Origin of the sequence: Streptomyces sp. NPDC059743, assembly GCF_042732975.1 — a bacterium.
GTDB lineage: Bacteria > Actinomycetota > Actinomycetes > Streptomycetales > Streptomycetaceae > Streptomyces.
Window position 1 is genome coordinate 278,478 of sequence record NZ_JBHWGS010000003.1, and the last position, 21,154, is coordinate 299,631.

Below are 21,154 nucleotides of genomic sequence, written 5' to 3' on the forward strand. Positions count from 1 at the left end.
ACGGTCAGGGCATGTTCGTGCCGTACCGCCGTGGGAGGTCATGATGAGGCTTCTGGTCGTGGGTGCCGGGGCTACCGGAGGTTATTTCGGGGCCAGGCTGGTGCGGGCGGGCAGGGATGTCACGTTTCTGGTGCGTCCCGGCCGGGCGGCCGTTCTGCGGGAGCGGGGGCTGCGGATCGTGGGCTCCGGAGAGGACGACCGTATCGACGCGCGGTTGGTCACGGCGGCCGAACTCCGTGATTCCGGCGGCTCGTACGGTTCCTACGATGTGGTTCTGGTGTCGGTGAAGGCGACCGCGTTGGCTCAGGCGATGGAGGACATCGCGCCGGCGGTCGGGCCGTCCACCGCGATCCTGCCGGTCCTGAACGGGATGGCGCACCTGGACCGGCTCAGCGACCGGTTCGGTACGGCGTCGGTGCTGGGCGGTGTGGCGTTGCTGGCGACGTCCGTGGACGCGCGAGGAGACATCGTCGTACTGGCTCCCGGCGCGAAGCTGACGCTCGGCGATCAGCGCGGCGGTGCCGTACGCGCCGGTGCCGCCGATGCCGTGCGCGCCGCCGACTCGCCTGCCGGGCGGGCCCTTGAACTGCTGGACGGAGCGGGCTTCGAGGTCACGGTCTCGGAGAACATCCTCGCCGAGATGTGGCACAAGTGGGTCTTCATCGCCACCGCGGGTGCGATCACCTGCCTCATGCGCGGCACGATCGGTGATGTCGTCTCTGTACCGGGCGGCACCGAGTACGCCAAGGCCGTACTCGCCGAGACGGCCGCCGTGTCCGCCGCCGCGGGATTCCCGCTCACCGAGGAGAGGCGTGCCACCACCGAGGGCACTCTCACCCAGCCGGATTCACCGTTCGCGCCGTCCTTCTACCGGGATGTGACGGCGGGCCGTTCGACCGAGGTCGAGCATGTCTTCGGCGATCTGACCCGACGGGCCGCCGAGCTCTCCGTCGCCACTCCGCTCATGGATCTCGCGACCATGAACCTGCGCGTGTACGAACACCGATACGGGCTTGGCTTGCGTTCCGCAAGCTGACATCTAGCCTGGAAGTAGGTGGCCGGCCTCGAAAGCGGCACGCCGAAGGAGCGATGTCATGAGCCAGATCATCCTCAAAGAAATAGGGCCCGTCAGCGAGTCCGTTTATCTCGAACCGAATCCCGACCTGACCTTGGGCCCGGCCGATGTGCTGGTGGAGATGGAGGCCGCGGGAATCAATCTGACCGACTTCAGGCTGGCCGAAGGCACCTACACGGAACGTGTTCGGCCTTCCCTTCCGAGCGTGCTGGGCACGGAGGGAGTGGGCCGGGTGATCGAGGCCGGTACGGCCGCCGATCCCTCGCTCGTGGGCCGGCGCATCATACTTCTGCCGAACTATCTGCAAGGCACCTGGGCGGACCGGACCGTCGCGCCCGCGAGCAGTGTGATCCCCGTGGGAGAGAAGGCCGACGCACACCAGCTCGCCCTGCTCGCGGTCAATCCCGCGACGGCATACGGCCTGCTGCACCGGTACGCCTCGCTCAAGCCCGGCGACTGGATCGGCCAGGACATGGGCAACTCCGCCGTCGGCCAGAATGTGATCGCCCTCGCCCACCACGCGGGCGTCAGAACGCTGAGCGTCGTGCGCCGCGAGGAGACCGTCAAGCAACTGCTCGACCAGGGCGCCGACTTGGTGGTGGTCTACGGAGACGGCGGAGACGACCTCCGCGACCGTATCGCCGACGTACTGGGCGATACGATATTCCGGCTCGTCTTCGACGGCGTCGGCGGCCCCGTCGCCGGAGCCCTCGCCCACTCACTGGAATTCGGCGGCCAGGTGATCAGCTATTCGTCCCTGACCCACACACCGGTGGCGGTACCGGCGGCCGATCTCGTATACCGCGAACTCGGCGTGCGCGGCTACTGGCTGATCAACTGGATCCGAACCGCTCCACGACCGGAGATCGAAGCCGTCTACACCGAACTCGCCGAACTGGTCGAACAAGGCATCCTCTACACACCCGTCGAAGAGACCTTCGCGCTCGCCGACTACCGCACGGCATTCGACCGGGCCCGAAAGCCACAGCGAGAAGGAAAGATCCTGTTCCATTTCCAGAACGGCGACCGTTAGAGGGCTCGGCGACTGTTAGAGGGCTCAGTGGGCGCCGGACAGGCGCTCGGCAGACGTGGTCAGGTCTGGGCGCTGGCACAGGACAACGCCGAACGCCTGGCGTACGGGGAGTCCGCCGACGAGCGCTATGCGGGTGCGGTGAGCGATGCCGAGCACGCGTTCGCACTGCTGGAACACGGATTGGGTCGGCTGAGCTCGCGGGAGTGAACCGGGATCAGGGCCGGCCGGCGCCCTTGTGGAAGTGGGCCGTGAGGTGAGGGCCGTGGGTCTGCTGGGCGGGAATGCGTTCGATGACCAGGAGAACCGCGTCGTCGGCGGGATGCTTGCCGATATGGGTCAGCAGATCGCGGTGGATATGGCGCAGCAGCGCCTCCGGGCTGGACGCGGGAAAGGAGGCGACCCGTTCGGCCAGCGGATAGAAGACTCCGGCCGGTGAACGGGCTTCGACGACTCCGTCGGTGTAGAGCAGGAGGGTGTCGCCGGTTTCCAGGGTGAACGGATCGACGCGATGGCTGAGGTCGGGTGGCTCGCACACACCCAGCGGCGGTGCCGGACTGGGTGAGTACAGCACCGTGACCTCCCGGCCGCGCACCAGGAGCGGCGGCGGATGACCGCAGTTGATCATCTCGGCCTCCGGGCCCTGGTCCGGTATGTCGAGCACGAGAGCGGTGGTGAAGTGCTCGCCGGGATCGTCCTGGGTGTCGGCGACCTCCTCCAGACTGCGGCTGACGCTGCCTTCGAGAGCCGCCGCGAGTTCGAGCAGACTCGTGCAGCGATGGGCGCCCTCCCGGAACGCGCCCAGCACCACCGAGGCCTCGCCGATGGAGGCCAGACCTTTGCCGCGGACATCGCCGATCACCACGCGCGTACCGGTCTCACCGGCCCGGGCGACCGCGAACAGATCGCCTCCGATCTGGGTCTCGTCCTCGGCCGTCAGATACAGCCAGGCCACCCGCAGCGGCCCGATCCGGCGAGGCGGCAGCCTCAGCAGCACACGCTGCGCCGCATCCGCCACCGAACGCACCCGGATCAGCTCCCGGCCACGCCGTTCTCGTACCAGACAGAAGAAGACCACCAGAGAGGAGAGCACGATCAGCGCCGTGATCTGTGCCAGATGGTTGGTTGTGGTCAGCCCGCCGTGGAACACGGCGATGAATACCTGCGCCACCACCGTCAGCGCCCCGATCAGGGCGGTCAGCCGCGCTCCGGCGAAGGAAGCGGCGAGGGCGGGCGCGATCACCAGAAACGGGCCCAGATGGACATCTGTCGGAGAGTGGAGGTCCACCACGGTGATCACCACGATCAGCGCAAGTGGGATCGCCACCAGTCCGCGACCCGGCGATTGCTCCTGAAGGCGGTCGGCCCACCAGCGCCCGGCGTGCATAATGTCCCTTTTTATCACTTTCTTGGCGCCGTGCGCTTCCCTTGAGCCGCAAAAACTGAAAGGCGGTACCGGATTCCTCCGATACCGCCTGCGACCTGCGAAAACGCTGGTCGGGACGACAGGATTTGAACCTGCGACCCCTTGACCCCCAGTCAAGTGCGCTACCAAGCTGCGCCACGTCCCGATGCGCGGATCCGACGGGAAAGATCCCTTCGGCCGACCACGCAGGACAACATTACCCCACTCCGCGCGACGGGAAGACGCACTCTGTCCGGGCGACAATCGACGTATGACGGAGAACGGTCGGGACCGTGACAATGAGGGACGGGCGCGTAACGCGCGACCGCGTGACGGGTTGGGGCGGCCTCTGCCGTACGGGGCCCAGGGCGTGGAGCGGCAGCCCGAGGGTGTGATCCGTACGCCCGAGGAGACCGTCAGGGAAGCCCAGCTCCTGCTGGACGCGGGCAAACCGTTCCACGCGCACGAGGTGTTCGAGGACGCCTGGAAGTCGGGACCCGAGGACGAACGGGCGCTGTGGCGCGGACTGGCCCAGTTGGCCGTCGGGCTGACGCACTCGGCCCGCGGCAATACGGCGGGCGGTGCCCGGCTGCTGCTGCGCGGCGCGGGCGGGATCGCCGCGTATCCGTCGCCTCACGGTATCGATATCGCCGGGCTGACCTCCTGGGCACGGGAGTTGGCCGGACGGGTGGCCGGCGGCGGTCCGGTGGACGCGAGCGCCGAGGCACCGCGGCTGACCTCGGTCACTCGGCGAGCAGGATGACTTCCAGCGTTCGTGGACCATGGACGCCCTCGACACGGTCGAGCTCGATGTCGCTGGTGGCGGAGGGACCCGAGATCCAGGTCAGCGGGCGGGTGGGATCCAGCCGCGGCATGGCCTGCGGTACGGAACCGACGATCTGGTCGGCGGTCCTCACCACACAGATGTGATGGTCGGGTACGAGCGTGATACGGCGTCGTCCCTGGTCCGGGGCCGCGTCGAGGACGAGCGTGCCGGTCTCCGCGATGGCGAGGGCACAGCCGGTGACCACGCTGTCGACCGCGTCGAGCTCCCGGGCCGTCGCGTCGATGTCGTCCTCGATCCGGGTGATGTCCGCGGGCGTCGCGGAGAGCCAGGACGGCGGGAGCAGCGGAGGCACCAGGACCGTACGGGCGCCTCGCCCGGCCAGCAGGCGCCCGATGAGCGCGGGAAGCTCCTCGGTGTCCGACCGGTGGACGATCGCGCGGTAGTCCGCGAGGTTCTCGGCGAGCAGCTCGACGATACGGTCCTCGGGCGTGTGCGTGTCCAGATAGTCGCGTACGGCCTCCGGAGCGTCCGGGGCATCGGCGACCGCCGTACGGATACGGGCGAGAATCCGCTCCCGCGAGCCGGAACCGGTGCTCATGTCCCACTGTCCTTACGGTCGTCGGAGTTGAGGTCGGCGGAGTTGAGGTCCGTGGCGCTCCGAGGGCCGGCGCCGTCCGCACCGCCGCCGGTCGGGCGGGCGCCCTTGCCGCGGCCCTCCGCGCGGTTCTTCTTCCACCAGTCGCGGAACGGCTCGGGCGGCAGCTTCGGCAGATCGCGCGCGTCCGTCCACGCCCTCGCGCCCGGCAGTCTCGACGGATGGAGCCGACGCGTCTTCGAGGCGACCTTCTCGCCCGCGGCCAGCACCCGGGGATGGTCGAAGACCCAGCCCGCCGCCTTCATCGCGGCCTTCTCCAGCCGGTGCCCTTTACCGCCCTGGTCCGCCACCCGCTCGCGCAGATGGACCAGGACCTCGGGAATGTCGATGGCGACGGGACACACCTCGTAACACGCTCCGCAGAGCGACGAGGCATACGGCAGCGAGGCGTCGATCTCGCTCTGGGTGCCACGGAGCTGAGGGCTGAGGATCGCGCCGATCGGGCCCGGGTAGACCGAGCCGTACGCGTGCCCGCCGGCCCGCTCGTACACCGGGCAGACGTTCAGACAGGCCGAGCAGCGGATACAGCGCAGCGCCTGCCGGCCGGCCTCGTCGGCCAGTGTCTCCGTACGGCCGTTGTCCAGCAGCACCAGATGGAAGGTGCTCGGGCCGTCGGCGTCATGGGTGCCGGTCCACATGCTGGTGTACGGGTTCATCCGCTCGGCGGTCGAGGAGCGCGGCAGCGTCTGGAGGAAGACCTCCAGATCGCGCCAGGTCGGCACCACCTTCTCGATCCCGACCACGGAGATCAGTGTCTCGGGGAGCGTCAGACACATCCGTCCGTTGCCCTCCGACTCGAAGACGACGAGCGTCCCGGTCTCGGCGACCATGAAGTTCGCGCCGGAGACACCGACCTTGGCGCGCAGGAACTTCTCCCGCAGATGGAGCCGCGCCGCCTCGGCGAGTTCGCCCGGGGTGTCGGAGAGTCCTTCGGGAGCCGCCCGGCCCCAGGCACCCATCCGATCGCGGAAGATGTCACGGATCTCGCCGCGGTTCTTATGGATCGCCGGGACCAGGATGTGGGAAGGGCGGTCGTCGCCGAGCTGCACGATCAGCTCGGCCAGATCGGTCTCGTACGCGGAGATGCCTTCGGCCTCCAGCGCCTCGTTGAGCCCGATCTCCTGGGTGGCCATCGACTTGACCTTGACGACCTCCGACTCGCCGGTGGCCTTCACCAGCTCCGCCACGATGCGGTTGGCCTCGGCGGCGTCGGCAGCCCAGTGCACCACTCCGCCCGCCGCCGTCACCGACTCCTCAAGCTGGACAAGATAACGGTCGAGATGGCGCAGCGTATGGTCCTTGATCCGCTTGCCCGCCTCGCGCAGCAGCGCCCAGTCGTCCAGCTCCGCGACGGCTTTGGCGCGCTTGTCCCGGATCGTATGGGTGGCGTGCCGCAGATTCGCCCGCAGCGTCTCATTGCCCACGGCCTCCTTGGCCGCGACCGGAAACGCCGGCATCCCCAGATATGTACCGCTCATGACCAGGGCTCCTCTTCCGTCGACGCCAGGATCTCCGCGAGATGCACAGGGCGCAGCGGGGCGTCCTCACGGCTCACGATTCCGCCGATATGCATCAGACAGGAGTTGTCCGCGCCACAGAGCACATCGGCCCCGGTGGACACGGCGTTGCGCACCTTGTCCTGGCCCATCGCGGCCGAAACATCGGAGTTCTTCACGGCGAACGTACCACCGAATCCACAGCACTCGTCCGCGCCGGGCAGCTCGCGCAGCTCCAGTCCCTTCACCGCCTCCAGCAGTCTCCGCGGGCGCTCTCCGAGCCCGAGCAGACGCAGTCCGTGGCAGGACGGATGGTAGGTGACGGTGTGCGGGAAGTACGCGCCGACATCCGTCACGCCGACCACATCGACCAGGAACTCCGTCAGCTCATAGGTCCGTGCGGCGAGGGCCGTGGCGGCCGGGTCGCCGAAGGCCGGATAGTGCTGACGGACCATGGCCGCGCAGGATCCGGACGGCGTCACCACATAGTCGTAACCCTCGAAGGCGCGTGCGGTCCGCCGTACCAGCGGCTCGGTCTCGCGCCGGTAGCCGGTGTTGAACTGAGGCTGGCCGCAGCAGCTCTGCGCCTCGGGAAAGTCGACTTCGACACCCAGCCGTTCGAGGAGCCGTACGGTCGCGATCCCGGTGGACGGATAGACGGCGTCATTGACACAGGTGACGAAAAGGGCGGCACGCATGGGCGGAGCATATGCGGTGTGCGGTGATACGCGTAAGCCCTTCGAGAGGCGGCGGAGATCGCGAAGAGGCGTCAGACCTCCGATGAGTGGTACGCGGCGGGCATACGGCAGACTCGACGTGGTGAGAAAGATCTATGTCATCGGTATCGGAGCGGGCGACCCGGACCAGCTCACCGTGCAGGCGGTCAGAGCGCTCAACGAGGTGGATGTCTTCTTCCTCCTCGACAAGGGCGCGGAGAAGGCCGATCTCATCGGTCTGCGGCACGAGATCCTGCGCCGATATGTCGAGGGCGACCGCTACCGGCTGGTGGAGGCCCGCGATCCGCTGCGGGACGCCGCGGCCGACGGAGCCGGCTATCCCGGGACCGTGGACGACTGGCGGAGCCGGCGGGCCGATCTCTACGAACGCATGATCACCGACGAGCTGGGCGAAGGGCCGGACGGCGACCGGACCGGCGCGTTCCTGGTCTGGGGCGATCCCGCCCTGTACGACTCCACGCTCGGGATCCTGGCAGAGGTCCTGGCACGTGGCACGGTCCGGTTCGAGCACGAGGTGATCCCGGGCATCAGCAGTGTCTCCGCACTGGCCGCCAGGCACCGGATCGGGCTGAACCGGGTGGGCGGGCCGGTGCAGATCACCACGGGCCGACGGCTCGCCAAGGGATGGCCGGAGGGCGTGGACGACCTTGTCGTGATGCTCGACGCGCACCAGTCCTTCCGGCACCACCTCGCGGCCGATCCGGTCATCCACTGGGGCGCCTATGTGGGAACGGAGGACGAGATCCTGGTCTCCGGACGGCTCTCGGAGGTGGCCGGCCGTATCGAGGAGCTCCGGTCGGCGGCCCGGGAGCGCAAGGGCTGGATCATGGACACCTATCTGCTGCGCCGGGACCCGGAGCCGGACCGCGACCGCGATCTCCACAGGGAATGACCCGGGAAATGAAACGTTCAAATCCACTCCGCCCTCAACTCCCCCTCAACTCCCCGTCGCCCTTCCTCCAGCTCCCCCGTCAGCCCCTCCTCCGGCTCCGCTCGTCAGCTCCGTCCCACGAACTCCCACTCGCCGTGCGCCGCGCGGTACACCACGAAGCCCGGCTCCGTACGCAGATACACGGCGCCGCCCGGCGCCCGCACCTCCTCGCGGCGGGCCGCAGGTACATGGATCTCGGCGCTCGCGCCGACCGGCACCCGTACCGTGAGCCGCAGATCCCGGCCGATCAGCGACCACGCCACCGAGGCCGTGCCACGGACCGTACGGATCGAGGTGCGTGCCCAGCTGACTCCGGTCCGGCCGTCGGGCCGTACGGTGAAGGTCCGGTAGCCCGCGTCCCCAGGGCGCAGCCCGGCGACATTCTCGTACAGCCACTGGACGACCGTGCCCTGGAAGTAGTGGTCGCGCGAGCGTGAGTCGAGCGGCCACATCTCCCACATGGTGTCGGCGCCGTGGTCGAACCAGTAGCCCCAGCTCGGATATGTACGCTGGGTGGCTATGGCGTGCGCGACGTCCGGGCGGCCGTGGGCGCACAGGACCCGCAGCAGCACACTCGTGCCCAGGGCGCCGGTGTTGAGATGGTTGCCACGGGCGGTGATGTCGGCGACGAGACTGTCCAGCACCGAGGCGCGGGCGCCGCTCGGGACCAGGCCGAAGGCCAGCGGCAGGGCGTTGGAGGTCTGCCGGTAGCCGGGATCCTTCGCGGTCCTGTAGTGACCGGAAGAGGTGTCGAGAAAGGCGGAGTTGAAAGCGTCCCGCAGCCCGTCTGCCGCCGCGCGGTAGCGCACCGCGTCCTCGTCGTGGCCCAGCAGCTCGCCCATCTCGGCCGTCTGGGTGAGCGCGCGGTGCAGATATGCGGTCGCCGTCAGCCGGGTGTCCTCGGGCGGATTTCCGCCGTAGCCGGGCGGCAGATAATCGCCGAGCGCGGTGACCGCGAGTCCGTCCACCAGCCGGTCCAACTCCCAGTCCAGATAGCGGATCAGAGTCGGCCAGTGCTCGCGCGCCACGCGGTCGTCGCCGTAGATCCGGTACATCTCCCGTATCAGGAACGGATATACGGTCGTCCACTCCGGCGACGGCCCAAGATCGCCGTAGCCCCAGCCGCCGCTGGGAACGATCACCGGGAGCTGGCCGTCCGGGTTCTGACTGTCCGCCAGATCGCCGAGCCACTTGCCCAGAAAGCGGTGCACTCCGAAGGCATAGATCATGACGGGCGCGCCGAGCTGTGCGTCGCCGGTCCAGCCGTTCTTCTCGTACATGGGCGTGTCGGTGGGTATGCCGTGCAGATTGTTGAGCAGGGTGCGGCGCATCGCCCGGTCGAGCTGCTCGTAGAAGGGCTCGGAGCAACGGAAGTCACTGACCTCGGCCACCTTCGAATGGACGACACGGCCCTGGACATCGGCGGGAAGCGGGCGTGTGGGCAGCCCGCTGACCTGGACATAGCGGAAGCCCTTGTACGAGAACGAGGGCTCCCACACCTCCGTACCACCGCCCGCGCAGATGTACTCGTCGCGCTGGAAGCGGCCGGGCACATGTCCGGTCTCGGCGTGCACGGTGCCGTCGTCCTTGAGCTTCTCGCCGTGGACGAGCTGGACGGTGGTGCCGGCCGGGGCCCGTACGGTCAGCCGGCTCCAGCCCGCGGTCGTACGGCCCATGTCCACGACATACACACCGGGACGCGGCTCGCTGATCGCGGTGGGTGTGAGCGTCTCCACGACCTCGATCGGATCGAGCGGCTGGGCGCGCAGGCTGCCTCCGGGAGCCGGCTGGGCGCTGGGACGGCGCCATGCGCTGTCGTCGAAGCCGGGCCGGGTCCAGCCCTCGGGCGCCAGCCGGGCGTCGTATGTCTCGCCCGCGTAGAGGGAGTTGGTGAGCGTGGGGCCTTCGGTGATACGCCAGTCGGTGTCGGAGACGACGGTGGTCCGGGAGCCGTCGGAGTGTTCCATCTCCAGTCGGCACAGGAGCCGGGGCTCGCCGTGCCAGGGCGGCCGGTGCCAGTTCCAGACATTGGGAGTGGTCATTCCGTAGAAGCCCCGGCCGAGTGTCACGCCGATGGCGTTGTCTCCTCGCCGGAGGAGCGAGGTCACGTCGTGCACCGCGTACAGCACCGTCTCGTCGTAGTCGGTGAAGGCCGGATCGAGCACCTGGCTGCCGACGCGCTTCCCGTTCAACTCGGCGACGTAGTAGGCGAGTCCGCTGATATAGAGCCGGGCCCGCGCGACCGGTCGGGTGACGGTGAACTCGCGGCGCAGCAGAGGCGCGGGCGCCTCGGGCACGGCGAACGACACACCGGTGCCCCATGGTCCCTGGCCGTACGGAGCGAGGACGGCGGTCTCGGTCCAGGCGCTGTCGTCGAAGTCCGGGCGCTCCCAGCCCGGTTGCTCGGTCTCGGCGGCGCGCCAGCCCGCGCCGGTGACGAGTTGGTGGCGCGCGCCGTCGGCGGTCTCGATCAGCAGCCGGACCAGCAGTCCCGCCGGATTGACGGAGACATTGCCGCGGTTGGTGGCACGGGCGGCGAGGACGAGCCGGCCGTCGGCGGCGGACCGTACGGCCTCGGTGACATCGGCCATCAGACCGGTGCGCCAGCCGTCCACCTGCTCGGGCGCGTGGAGCGTCTGCCGGCCGTTGAGATGGAGAGTGAAGTCGTCGTCGGCGGTGGCGAGGAGAGTCGCGCGGACGATGTCGGGGCGGATGCTGTCAGGGCGGGCGGCGCCGGGGTGGGCGGCGCCGGACATCTGCGGCTCGCCCGCCGTACCGGCCGGGAGTGTGAGACCGCCGCGGAACCACCGTGATCCGACAGGCGCGTTGCCGGTCGTCGCTCCGGGAGTCCAGATCCAGGACGCGCCGTCGAGGCCCGGCGGTTCGGCCGCGGGATCGGCTCCTATCCACCGCGCGTGCCACTCCTCGTCGCCGAGCGCGGTCTCCCACCAGCCGGCGGTGCTCCACAACGAGGCGTGCCCTTCCGCGTCCCATACCCGGACCTGCCAGTGGCAGCGGGTACGGGACGGCAGCGGCGGGCCCGCGTACGGGACGGCGACACCGCGGTCGGACTCCACGCGGCCGGTGTCCCAGAGAAGCCTTCGGCCGGCCGCGAGGTCGCGCGGATCGGCAGCGGCCCGGATCTGATACGCACTCTGGCGGGCGCCCCGAGCGCTGCCTCGGCCGGCGCCCTGGCCCTCGCCACCGCCCTCGCCGCCGTCGAGTTCCCAGGACAGGAGCGGGGCCCTGACATCGGTGCCGAGGAGCCGCTCGGCGTACTCGACCGTGGCGCGTACGACACGGAGCCGGCCGGCGCGAGCGCCCTTCTCCATGGCGGCGGCCGGTGAGACCGCGGCCAGGCCCGCGATTCCCGCTCCCGCGCCCATGACGGAGGTGTGCAGAAGACCTCTGCGCGTCCAGCCCATATCCATTGCGGCCCTTCCTGATTGAAACGTTTCATGTCCCCCGTCAAGCATCGTAGGGCCGAGCGCGAGCGCTGGACAAGGGGCATGCACACACGCCCTCGGGTCGAGGATTTTTGCTTTGAGCTTCAAAATTTGCGCAGATTCATAGACTTCCTGCGGCGCCGCTTCTAGCCTTTTCGCGTCCGCAGAGTCCCCACGAGCCGCAAGGACGTATGTCTGTGACACTCCCCCCAACACCAAGAGGCCGTTTGCTCCGGCGCGGTCTGTCAGCCTCCCTCTCTCTCGCACTCGCCGTGGCCGGGACGGCCGCGGCGGTGGTGCTCTCCACCGCGCCCGACGCCCAGGCGGCGGCGGTCCCCGCGCCGTCCCCCCTCGATGTCCAGGGCCGTGGCGCGAGCGTGCCGTTCAAGGAGCAGGAGGCGGAGTACGCCGCCACCAACGGCACCCTGATCGGCCCCAACCGCCTTTACGGCACGCTGCCTTCGGAAGCCTCCGGACGGCAGGCCGTGACGCTCGACGCGGTCGGTGAGTATGTCGAGTTCACACTCACCGCTCCGGCGAACGCGATGACGTTCCGCTACTCGCTGCCCGACAACGCCGCGGGCACCGGCCGGGACGCCGACATCGACCTGCGGGTCAACGGCAACTCGCTCAAGAGCGTGCCGGTGACCTCCAAGTACGGCTGGTACTACGGCGGTTATCCCTTCAACAACAACCCGGGCGACACCAACCCGCACCACTTCTACGACGAGACCCGGACCATGTTCGGATCGACTCTGCCGGCCGGTACGAAGGTCCGGCTCCAGGTCTCCTCGACCGCCGCGTCACCGACGTTCACCATCGACCTGGCGGACTTCGAGCAGGTGGCCGCGCCGATCGGCAAGCCTTCCGGCGCGCTCGACGTCGTCACCGACTTCGGTGCCGACCCGACCGGTGCCGCCGACTCCACCGCCAAGATCCAGGCGGCGGTCGACGCGGGCCGTACCCAGGGCAAAGAGGTCTACATACCGCAGGGCACCTTCCAGGTGCGCGACCACATCATCGTCGACAAGGTGACGCTGCGCGGCGCGGGCCCGTGGTACAGCGTGCTGACCGGACGCGATCCGTCCAACCGCAGCAAGGCCGTCGGTGTGTACGGCAAGTACGCCAACGCGGGCGGCAGCAGCAATGTCACCCTCAAGGACTTCGCCATCATCGGCGACATCCGTGAGCGCGTGGACAATGACCAGGTCAACGCCATCGGTGGTGCGATGTCGGACTCGGTCGTCGACAACGTCTGGATGCAGCACACCAAGTGCGGCGCCTGGATGGACGGCCCGATGAACAACTTCACCATCAAGAACAGCCGGATCCTGGATCAGACCGCCGACGGCGTCAACTTCCATATGGGCGTCACCAACTCGACGGTCACCAACACCTTTGTGCGCAACACCGGTGACGACGGTCTGGCCATGTGGGCGGAGGCCGTGCCGAATGTGAACAACAAGTTCACGTTCAACACCGTGATCCTGCCGATCCTGGCGAACAACATCGTCACCTACGGCGGCAGGGACATCACCATCTCCGACAATGTCATGTCGGACACGATCACCAACGGCGGCGGGCTGCATATCGCCAACCGCTATCCGGGCGTCAACTCCGGTCAGGGCACGGCGGTCTCCGGTGTCACCACCGCCGCGCGCAACACCCTGATCCGGGCCGGCAACAATGACTACAACTGGCGCTTCGGCGTCGGCGCGATCTGGTTCAGCGGACTCAACGAGCCGATCAACGCGACCATCAACATCACCGACAGCGAGGTGCTGGACAGCTCCTACGCCGCGATCCATCTGATCGAGGGCGCGACGAACGGGCTGCGCTTCAACAACATCAGGATCGACGGCGCGGGTACGTACGCGCTCCAGATCCAGGCACCGGGCACGGCCTCGTTCACCAATGTGACCGCCACCCATATCGCCCAGTCCAACCCGATCCACAACTGTGTCGGCAGCGGCTTCCAGATCACTCAGGGCGCCGGTAACTCGGGCTGGTACGCCAATCCGCCCGCGTGCACGGGCACCTGGCCCGATCCGGTGTGGACCAACGGCGGTGTGCCGGGCGGTCCCACCACCCCGCCGACCACTCCCCCGACCACGCCTCCCACCACTCCGCCCACGACGCCGCCGGCGGACACGGGCAATCTCGCCCAGGGACGCCCGGTGACCGAGTCGGGACACGCGGACGTGTACGGCGCGGGCAACGCGGTCGACGGCAACGCCAACACCTACTGGGAGAGCACCAACAACGCCTTCCCGCAGTCGATCACGGTGGACCTCGGCGCCGCGAAGGCGGTCAAGCGCGTGGTCCTGAAGCTTCCTCCGGCCGCCGCGTGGGCGACCCGTACGCAGACGCTGAGCGTACTGGGAAGCACCACCGGGCCGTACAACACGCTGAAGGCATCGGCGAATTACACCTTCAACCCGTCGAGCGGCAACACCGCGACGATCAGTCTGGACGGAACAGAGGTCCGCTATCTGCGGCTGACGTTCACGGCCAATACCGGCTGGCCGGCCGCCCAGCTCTCCGAGCTGGAGGCCTACACCAGCTAGCGCAGGACAAACAAGCTCACGGTGAACAACAGACGGAACGCCCGGCCGGTGACCTCCCCGGCCGGGCGTTCTCGTATACGGGAGCGCTCACTTACGGGAGTGCTCACCCGAATGGCCTATACGGCCCTGTACGGCCTCCATGAATGACCGTCAGCCGGTGAATACACTCGCCGGGCGCGTTCCGCCGGACGGTCCTACACTCGCGTATCAAGGCCCCACTCCTGGGTACCTCCGTGGGATTCAGCATTCGAACAGCGCGCCGAACCCATCGCAAGCAGGAGGCGTAATGACAGCCACCAGTACGAAGCGTCGCGGCTACCGAGAAGGGCTCGCCGGTGAACTGCTCGCGGAATTCCTGGGAACATTCGTACTGATTCTGTTCGGCTGCGGATCGGTCGCCGTCGCCGTCGCCGGTCTCCCCGGTTCGGGCCGCCAGTCCACGCCCTTCGACGCCGCGAACTGGCTGATCATCTGCTTCGGCTGGGGCCTTGGGGTGGTCTTCGGCGTCTATGTCGCGGGAGGTGTCAGCGGCGCGCATCTCAATCCCGCGGTGACACTCGCCTTCGCCGCACGCAGGAAATTCGCCGTGAAGAAGGTTCTCCCTTACTGGGGCGCACAGTTCCTGGGCGCCTTCATCGGTGCCGCCGTGGTCTTCAGCATGTACAGCTGGGCCATCAACGCATTCGACAGCAAGGCAGGGATCGCCCGGGACCAGTCGCTCCCCACCTTTTCGATTTTCGCCACCTTTCCGGCCGAGTACTTCGGAAATTCCTGGTGGGGTCCGCTTCTGGACCAGATCATCGGTACCGGCATCCTCGTCATGCTCATCTTCGCTCTCATCGATACGCGCAACATGGCTCCCGCGTCCAATCTCGGCCCTTTTCTGACGGGCTTCATCGTTGTCGCGATCGGTCTCAGCATCGGTACGAACGCGGGATACGCGATCAATCCGGCCCGTGACTTCGGGCCGCGGCTGTGGACGTACATCATGGGCTGGGGCGACATCGCCATTCCCGGGACTTTCCAATGGTTCAGCCATTACATGTGGATCCCCATCGTGGGCCCGCTGATCGGCGGACTCGTCGGAGCCGTTGTCTACGACCTCTTCATCGGACAGGTGCTCGATGCCCGCCGCAAGGTCATGGAAGGACGAGAGGGCGGCCGTGCCGGAGACGCCGCGCCCGGCCCGGCCGCCGACGTCTAGAGCTTCTCGGCCGACCTGCCGACGTCCAGACCTGCCGACGTCCGGGCCGACGACTAGAACTGAACGTCGTAGGTGTCGAGGTGCCCGCACATGCCGAATCTGCCGTGCGCCGCCGGGAGCCGGGCATACAGCCGGGACTCGGTGAGATACGAGGCATCGCCCTCGGCGAGCCGGTCGAGTTGAGCACCGGTCTGCCGGGCGGCCTCCGCCGCGCCCGCCTCCCAGCGCTCGCGCCACCGCGCCACCCGAGGCCGTACGAGCGCGGCGGCGGCCCGCTGGAAGTCGAGCAGAGGCCGTGTGTCGCCGGCCTCCCATGCCGTACGCAGCACCGTGAAGCCCTCGACGGCGAGATCACGCCGTCGGCGCGCGACCGCGGCCTGCTCCGCCTCGGACGCCTCCGCCGCCTCGGGGATACGGACGGCCCGCGCGTATGTCTCCGGGTCGGCCAGATACTCCGGCGGGAGCGTGAGCACGGCGTCCCCGGCCTCCGGCAGACCGCTGTTCTGCATCAGGACCACGATGCGCAGCCCGTCGTCGTTGACCAGCCGGTGAATGGTGCCCGGCGTGAACCAGACGAGGGCTCCGGGCGCCAGCGGTGTGACGGCGAAACCCGTGGGACCGAGCGTCTGGACGGCTCCCTGTCCCGCCGTCACCACATATCCCTCGGAGCAGGTGAGATGGAGATGCGGTGTGCCACCGCGCAGTCCGTCGGCGGCCTCCCAGTCGTACACACGCAGATGCGATACGGCGACGGCTCCGGGCAGCCCGGCGAAGCCCGCCACCGGAGTCACCATGTGTGTTTCCACCAGCTCCTCGCCTTCACGGTGGTGGTGCGGAACACCAACAGCAAGCGCTTTCTACGCAGAACGTAGAGTCACGGCACAGCACTGTCAACGGGACGGTCCCGGGAGCCGGGAGCTCCGTCGGACCGTCGGGAGCTCCGTCAGACCGGAAGCCGACCGCCGCCCGTGTCGAACAGATCGAACACGGCCTGGACGCGCTTGCCCACCGGGACCCGTTCGGCGACCAGCCGGTCGCTCAGCGCGTCGACGATCTCCATACCGTGCCCGCCCAGCCGGCCGGGATCCCGCTCATAGCGGCGCGGCAGCGTCGAGCTGCTGTCGTACACGGTCACGATCAGCCGTCGGTCCGTGCCCTCCAGCTCCAGCAGATACGGTCCACGGCTGTGCCGCTCGGCGTTGGTGACCAGCTCATTGACGACGAGCAGCACATCGCCGCTCCTCCCGTCGCCGAGCACGGCACACCACTCCGCTTCGAGCCGCTGGAGGAAACGGGCGGTGAGCCCACGGGCCTCGGCCGTGCACCCCGGCGAGCCCAGGAACTCCCGTGCCAGGCGCAGTGGCCGCACGGAGTCCACCAGGGACGCCAGAGCCGTACCGATGACGGTCTGTCCGTTCATACGCTCATACGCTCCTGCCCCACATCGATGAGGGCGATGCGGGGGACCCCCTTCTCCGTTCTTCCTTGTGCCCCCGCACGCCGTGGGTATGCACTCCGGTCCCGACGCACTCCGGTCCCGGCGAAAAGCACACCGGTGGCGGGCCCCGACGGCCGGGGTTTTCATGGAAGACAAAGCGTCAGCATCAGGGGCGATCCGAACGGCACGGCCGGTGCCGGGTGTTCCCGCGTGGCCCGGACGATGCCGTAGGTGCCCCCTGCCGAGCAGAGAAAGCGGGCACACTCATGCCGTTCGTCACCGTCGGGCAGGAAAACACCGGCTCCATAGACATCTACTACGAGGATCACGGCATGGGACAGCCGGTGATCCTCATCCACGGTTACCCGCTCGACGGGCACTCCTGGGAGAAGCAGGAACGCGTCCTGCTGGCCACCGGCTACCGTGTCATCACGTACGACCGGCGCGGCTCGGGCAACTCCAGCCGCCCTACGTTCGGTTACGACTACGACACCTTCGCCGCGGACCTCAAGGTCCTCATCGACCATCTGGGCATCTCCGACGTGGTGCTGGTCGGCTTCTCCATGGGCACGGGCGAGGTCACACGCTATCTCGGGAAGTACGGCTCCGGACGGATCAGCAAGGCCGTATTGATGGGCGCCATACCGCCGTTCCTCCTCAAGACCGATGACAATCCCGACGGGCTCGACCGGTCGATCTTCGAGGACATCAAGTCGGCCATCGTCGCCGACCGCCCGGCCTATATGAAGGAGTTCGTCAACAACCTCTACAACGTGGACCGGTACCGCGGCACCCGGATCAGCGACGAGGCATGGACCTTCAGCTTCAACACGGCCCTGGCCGTCTCGGCCCATGCCGCCCACGCCTGCGTCGACACCTGGCTGACCGACTTCCGCGCGGACCTGCCGAACATCGACGTGCCCGTGCTGCTCCTGCACGGGACCGATGACCGAGTCCTTCCGTACGTGAACACGGCGAAGCGGCTTCCGGGGCTGATCAAGGATCTGACCTTCGTCACCGTCGACGGCGGCCCGCACAACATCGCCTGGACCCACTCCGAGATCGTCAACCCGGCCCTGATGGACTTCCTCAAGGCTTGAGAAAGGAGCGCGCGCGGGCGGCGCGTACGGCCGCGGTGAGACCTTCGATGTCGTACGCGCCGTGGTGGCGCCGTCCGTTGATGAAGAAGGTGGGTGTGCCCGAAACACCGCTCATATCGGCCGTCTCCACATCCTCGGCGACCCGCGCGGCGCCCTTGTGATGCCGCAGATTCCGGTGGAAACGGTCGGTGTCCAGCCCGGTCTCGGCCGCGTAGCGGAGCAGATCGGCGAGGCGCAGATCGCCCTGGTGGTCGAGCAGAAGATCGTGCATCTCCCAGAACGCGCCCTGTTCGGCCGCCGCCTCCGACGCCTCGGCCGCGAGCTGGGCGTTCGGATGAACATCGGTGAGCGGGAGATGGCGCCACACATACCGGACGTCTCCGGAGTCCGCGAGCAGTTCGCGGATGACGGGCTCCGCCAGTCCGCAGTACGGGCACTCGAAGTCGCCGTACTCGACGACGGTCACCGGCGCCTGTCTCGGACCGCGTACATGGTCGCGGTCCGGGTCGACGGGTGTCGACAGATCGACAATGGACTCCGCCCTGCCCAGCAGGGCGCTGATCCGGCGGCGCCGCGGCAGCAGCCAGATCACCCAGGTGACCACCCAGGTGGCGGCGAAGGAGCAGAGCACCGCGGCGAGAATGCCGATCTTCGCCTGGTCGAGCCGGGTGCCGTGGAAGGCGAGGGTGGCGATCAGCAGCGAGACGGTGAAGCCGACGCCCGCGATGGTGCCGCCGGCCGCGGTGGCACCCCAGCCGACGGGCGGGCGCAGCCGTCCTCGGCTCAGTCTGGTGGTCAGCAGTGAGGCGCCGAGGATACCGACGGGCTTGCCGAGCAGATAACCGAAGAGGATGCCCAGGGTGACCGGTGAGCCGAAGGCGTCCGCCAGCCGGGCGCCGCTGATGGTGATACCGGCGTTGGCGAGGGCGAAGACCGGCACGATCACATAGCTCGTCCAAGGGTGGTACATCCGCTGGAGCCGCTCGTTGGGCGAGAGGGCCGTGGCCAGTCCGGCCCGTACGGAGCGCTCCAGCTCCGGTGTGGGCTGCTCGCGGAAGAGCCGGAACAGCCCGGACGCCCGCTCCAGATCGCTGCGCGCCGCCGGATAGGCGGAGGTGATCAGTCCCATGGCGAGGCCCGTGACGATCGGATCCACACCGGATTCCAGTACGGCCAGCCACAGCGCCGCCGCGAGCACCGCGTACACCGCGCCTCGGCGTACTCCCGCGGCCCGTACCAGCAGGACCACACCGAAGATCGTGAGGGCCACGACCAGCGCGATCACATCGACATGGCCGCTGTAGGCGATCGCGATGACGCCGAGCGCCACGAAGTCGTCCACGACGGCGACGGTCAGGATGAAGGCCCGCAGTCCTCTGGGCAGCCGGGTGCCGAAGACGGCGAGGATGCCCAGCGCGAACGCCGTGTCGGTGGACATGGCGGTACCCCAGCCGTGCACCGACGGATCGCCGACGGTGAAGGCGAGATAGATCGCGACCGGTACGACCATGCCGCTCAGGCCGGCGATCACGGGAAGGGCGACCCGTTTGCGCTCGCGCAGTTCGCCCATGTCGAACTCACGGCGTGCCTCCAGGCCGACGACGAAGAAGAACAGCGTCATCAGTCCGCTGTTCACCCACTCGCGCAGTCCCAGGGAGACTCCGGCGGAGCCGACGCGGACCGAGAGATCCGTCGTCCAGAACGAGGCGTACGTACCGGGCCCGGCGTTGGCCCACACCAGCGCGGCCAGGGCCGCGGCCAGCAGTACGGAGGCGCTGCCGGTCTCCGTGCGCAGGAAGTCACGGAGCGGCGTCCGGATCTCCTCGCTGTATTCGGTCTGGCCGGAAAGGCGCGGCGTCGCCGGATCGACAGTCACCTGGCCATTCTGCTGCGAGCCGTCCCGTCACCGCCTGACGAGGCCCTCCGGGACCGGTCGCGATCGGTTCATGACGGTCCGCAACGGGCAGCGGTCGGGCTCAGGCGGACTTCTCGCGGCGCTCGTGCCCTCGGCGTGGTACGAGCGTCGGATTGACGTTGTCGAGCACAGTGGCGCGGTCGACCACGACACGGGCGACATCGTCCCGGCTCGGCACCTCGTACATCACATTCAGCAGGACCTCTTCGAGGATCGTGCGCGCCGCGCGGGCGCCGGTGCGGCGCAGCAGCGCCTGTTCGGCGATGGCGGCGACGGCGTCCTCGGTGAACTCCAGCTCCACTCCGTCGAGGTCGAAGAGCTTCTGGTACTGCTTGAGCAGCGCGTTGCGTGGCTCGGTGAGGATCCGGCTCAGCGCGGTCCGGTCCAGCGGCTGAACGGTCGCCAGCTTCGGCAGCCGGCCGACCAGTTCCGGGATCAGCCCGAACTTCAGCAGGTCCTCGGGCAGCACATCGGTGAAGGCGCTCCGTCCCTCCCGCTCGTCCCGCTCCTCCTTGGTACGGATCGAGGCGCCGAAGCCGATGCCCTTGCGTTCGACGCGCTGCTCGACGATCTGTTCCAGTCCCGCGAAGGCGCCGCCGACGATGAACAGCACATTGGCCGTGTCGATCTGGATGAACTCCTGCTGAGCGTGTTTACGGCCGCCCTGCGGCGGCACGCTGGCGACCGTGCCCTCCAGGATCTTCAGCAGCGCCTGCTGGACGCCCTCGCCGGAGACATCGCGGGTGATCGAACGGTTCTCGCCCTTGCGGGCGACCTTGTCGATCTCATCGATGTAGATGATCCCGGTCTCGGCCTTCCTGACGTCGTAGTCGGCCGCCTGGATCAGCTTGAGCAGGATGTTCTCGACGTCCTCGCCCACATATCCGGCCTCTGTGAGCGCGGTGGCGTCGGCGATCGCGAACGGGACGTCGAGCATCCGGGCGAGTGTCTGGACGAGATAGGTCTTGCCGCAGCCGGTCGGGCCGACCAGCAGGATGTTGGACTTGCCGAGTTCGACCTGTGCCTCGTCGGCGCCGTACCGCCCGCTCCGGGCGTCCATCGATCTGATGCGTTTGTAATGGTTGTAGACCGCCACCGCGAGCGTCCTCTTGGCGCTCTCCTGCCCGATGACGTACTGCCCGAGGAAGTCGAAGATCTCACGCGGCTTCGGCAGATCCGCCAGTGCGTCGCCGGAGGGCGCGCCGAGGTCCTCCGCGATCAGCTCGTTGCAGAGCCCCACGCACTCGTCGCAGATACAGACCGGGCTGGGACCCGCGATCAGCTTCTGGACCTGCTTCTGGTTCTTCCCGCAGAACGTGCACTTCAGCAGGGTGCCGCCGTCACCGATGCCTGCCACGCGGAAGTATC

General features: G+C 68.3%; 16 protein-coding genes, 1 tRNA gene and 1 pseudogene. 8 read left to right on the top strand and 10 right to left on the bottom strand.

Annotated features, from left to right (window positions below):
• Window positions 1-58: 58 nt before the first annotated feature.
• The 3 genes and pseudogenes from ACFV6H_RS07010 to ACFV6H_RS07020 all read left to right on the top strand — a co-directional run.
• Window positions 59-1,036, top strand: coding sequence for a ketopantoate reductase family protein (locus tag ACFV6H_RS07010; RefSeq protein WP_385539360.1), 978 nt, complete (start codon window positions 59-61; stop codon window positions 1,034-1,036).
• A 58-nt stretch (window positions 1,037-1,094) separates the two neighbouring features.
• Window positions 1,095-2,108: a zinc-dependent alcohol dehydrogenase family protein gene (locus ACFV6H_RS07015; RefSeq protein ID WP_385539362.1), complete on the top strand. Its 1,014-nt coding sequence runs from the start codon at window positions 1,095-1,097 to the stop codon at window positions 2,106-2,108.
• A 66-nt stretch (window positions 2,109-2,174) separates the two neighbouring features.
• Window positions 2,175-2,315: pseudogene (locus ACFV6H_RS07020) on the top strand (TetR family transcriptional regulator); the annotation flags it as partial.
• 7 nt (window positions 2,316-2,322) lie between these two features.
• Here ACFV6H_RS07020 and ACFV6H_RS07025 read toward each other — a convergent pair.
• Window positions 2,323-3,432: a PP2C family protein-serine/threonine phosphatase gene (locus tag ACFV6H_RS07025; protein ID WP_385539364.1), complete on the bottom strand. Its 1,110-nt coding sequence runs from the start codon at window positions 3,430-3,432 to the stop codon at window positions 2,323-2,325.
• A gap of 167 nt (window positions 3,433-3,599) precedes the next feature.
• Window positions 3,600-3,676, bottom strand: a tRNA-Pro gene (locus tag ACFV6H_RS07030).
• A gap of 105 nt (window positions 3,677-3,781) precedes the next feature.
• On the opposite strand from ACFV6H_RS07030, the gene ACFV6H_RS07035 reads away from it, so the two are divergent.
• Window positions 3,782-4,273: a DUF309 domain-containing protein gene (locus ACFV6H_RS07035; protein ID WP_385539366.1), complete on the top strand. Its 492-nt coding sequence runs from the start codon at window positions 3,782-3,784 to the stop codon at window positions 4,271-4,273.
• Here ACFV6H_RS07035 and ACFV6H_RS07040 read toward each other — a convergent pair.
• Genes ACFV6H_RS07040 through ACFV6H_RS07050 form a run of 3 tightly spaced genes read right to left on the bottom strand, consistent with a single transcriptional unit; the run spans window position 4,254 to window position 7,146 of the window.
• The gene (locus ACFV6H_RS07040) at window positions 4,254-4,895 is read right to left on the bottom strand and encodes a lactate utilization protein C (protein WP_385539368.1); all 642 of its coding nucleotides are present in this window, start codon (window positions 4,893-4,895) and stop codon (window positions 4,254-4,256) included. The two genes, ACFV6H_RS07035 and ACFV6H_RS07040, sit on opposite strands and share 20 nt — an antisense overlap.
• On the bottom strand, window positions 4,892-6,430 hold the full coding sequence (locus ACFV6H_RS07045; protein ID WP_385539370.1) for a LutB/LldF family L-lactate oxidation iron-sulfur protein: 1,539 nt from the start codon (window positions 6,428-6,430) through the stop codon (window positions 4,892-4,894). Before ACFV6H_RS07045 ends, ACFV6H_RS07040 begins: the two co-directional genes overlap by 4 nt.
• Complete coding sequence (locus ACFV6H_RS07050; protein ID WP_385539372.1) at window positions 6,427-7,146, bottom strand: (Fe-S)-binding protein; 720 nt, start codon at window positions 7,144-7,146, stop codon at window positions 6,427-6,429. The genes ACFV6H_RS07045 and ACFV6H_RS07050 overlap by 4 nt, the downstream gene beginning before the upstream one ends.
• 121 nt (window positions 7,147-7,267) lie before the next feature.
• Between ACFV6H_RS07050 and cobF the strand changes: the two genes are divergently transcribed.
• Window positions 7,268-8,077, top strand: coding sequence for a precorrin-6A synthase (deacetylating) (gene cobF, locus ACFV6H_RS07055; protein WP_385539374.1), 810 nt, complete (start codon window positions 7,268-7,270; stop codon window positions 8,075-8,077).
• Between the two features lie 104 nt (window positions 8,078-8,181).
• Here the strand turns inward: cobF and ACFV6H_RS07060 are convergent, their stop codons facing one another.
• Window positions 8,182-11,547: a family 78 glycoside hydrolase catalytic domain gene (locus ACFV6H_RS07060; RefSeq protein ID WP_385539376.1), complete on the bottom strand. Its 3,366-nt coding sequence runs from the start codon at window positions 11,545-11,547 to the stop codon at window positions 8,182-8,184.
• Between the two features lie 206 nt (window positions 11,548-11,753).
• Between ACFV6H_RS07060 and ACFV6H_RS07065 the strand changes: the two genes are divergently transcribed.
• Window positions 11,754-14,129 (top strand): discoidin domain-containing protein, encoded by a 2,376-nt coding sequence (locus ACFV6H_RS07065; protein ID WP_385539378.1) that lies wholly within the window; start codon window positions 11,754-11,756, stop codon window positions 14,127-14,129.
• Between the two features lie 286 nt (window positions 14,130-14,415).
• Complete coding sequence (locus tag ACFV6H_RS07070; RefSeq protein ID WP_385539380.1) at window positions 14,416-15,333, top strand: MIP/aquaporin family protein; 918 nt, start codon at window positions 14,416-14,418, stop codon at window positions 15,331-15,333.
• Window positions 15,334-15,386: 53 nt separating this feature from the next.
• Here ACFV6H_RS07070 and ACFV6H_RS07075 read toward each other — a convergent pair whose 3' ends face one another.
• A complete protein-coding gene (locus ACFV6H_RS07075) occupies window positions 15,387-16,115 on the bottom strand; it encodes a cupin domain-containing protein (protein ID WP_385539788.1) in 729 nt (242 codons plus the stop codon).
• A gap of 161 nt (window positions 16,116-16,276) precedes the next feature.
• On the bottom strand, window positions 16,277-16,753 hold the full coding sequence (locus ACFV6H_RS07080) for an ATP-binding protein (RefSeq protein ID WP_093593506.1): 477 nt from the start codon (window positions 16,751-16,753) through the stop codon (window positions 16,277-16,279).
• Window positions 16,754-17,037: 284 nt separating this feature from the next.
• On the opposite strand from ACFV6H_RS07080, the gene ACFV6H_RS07085 reads away from it, so the two are divergent.
• Window positions 17,038-17,871 (top strand): alpha/beta fold hydrolase, encoded by an 834-nt coding sequence (locus tag ACFV6H_RS07085; RefSeq protein ID WP_384975124.1) that lies wholly within the window; start codon window positions 17,038-17,040, stop codon window positions 17,869-17,871.
• On the opposite strand, the gene nhaA is transcribed toward ACFV6H_RS07085, so the two are convergent.
• Window positions 17,861-19,747, bottom strand: coding sequence for a Na+/H+ antiporter NhaA (gene nhaA, locus ACFV6H_RS07090; RefSeq protein WP_385539383.1), 1,887 nt, complete (start codon window positions 19,745-19,747; stop codon window positions 17,861-17,863). The two genes, ACFV6H_RS07085 and nhaA, sit on opposite strands and share 11 nt — an antisense overlap.
• Before the next feature lie 100 nt (window positions 19,748-19,847).
• Window positions 19,848-21,143: an ATP-dependent Clp protease ATP-binding subunit ClpX gene (gene clpX, locus ACFV6H_RS07095; protein WP_385539385.1), complete on the bottom strand. Its 1,296-nt coding sequence runs from the start codon at window positions 21,141-21,143 to the stop codon at window positions 19,848-19,850.
• Window positions 21,144-21,154 lie beyond the last annotated feature (11 nt).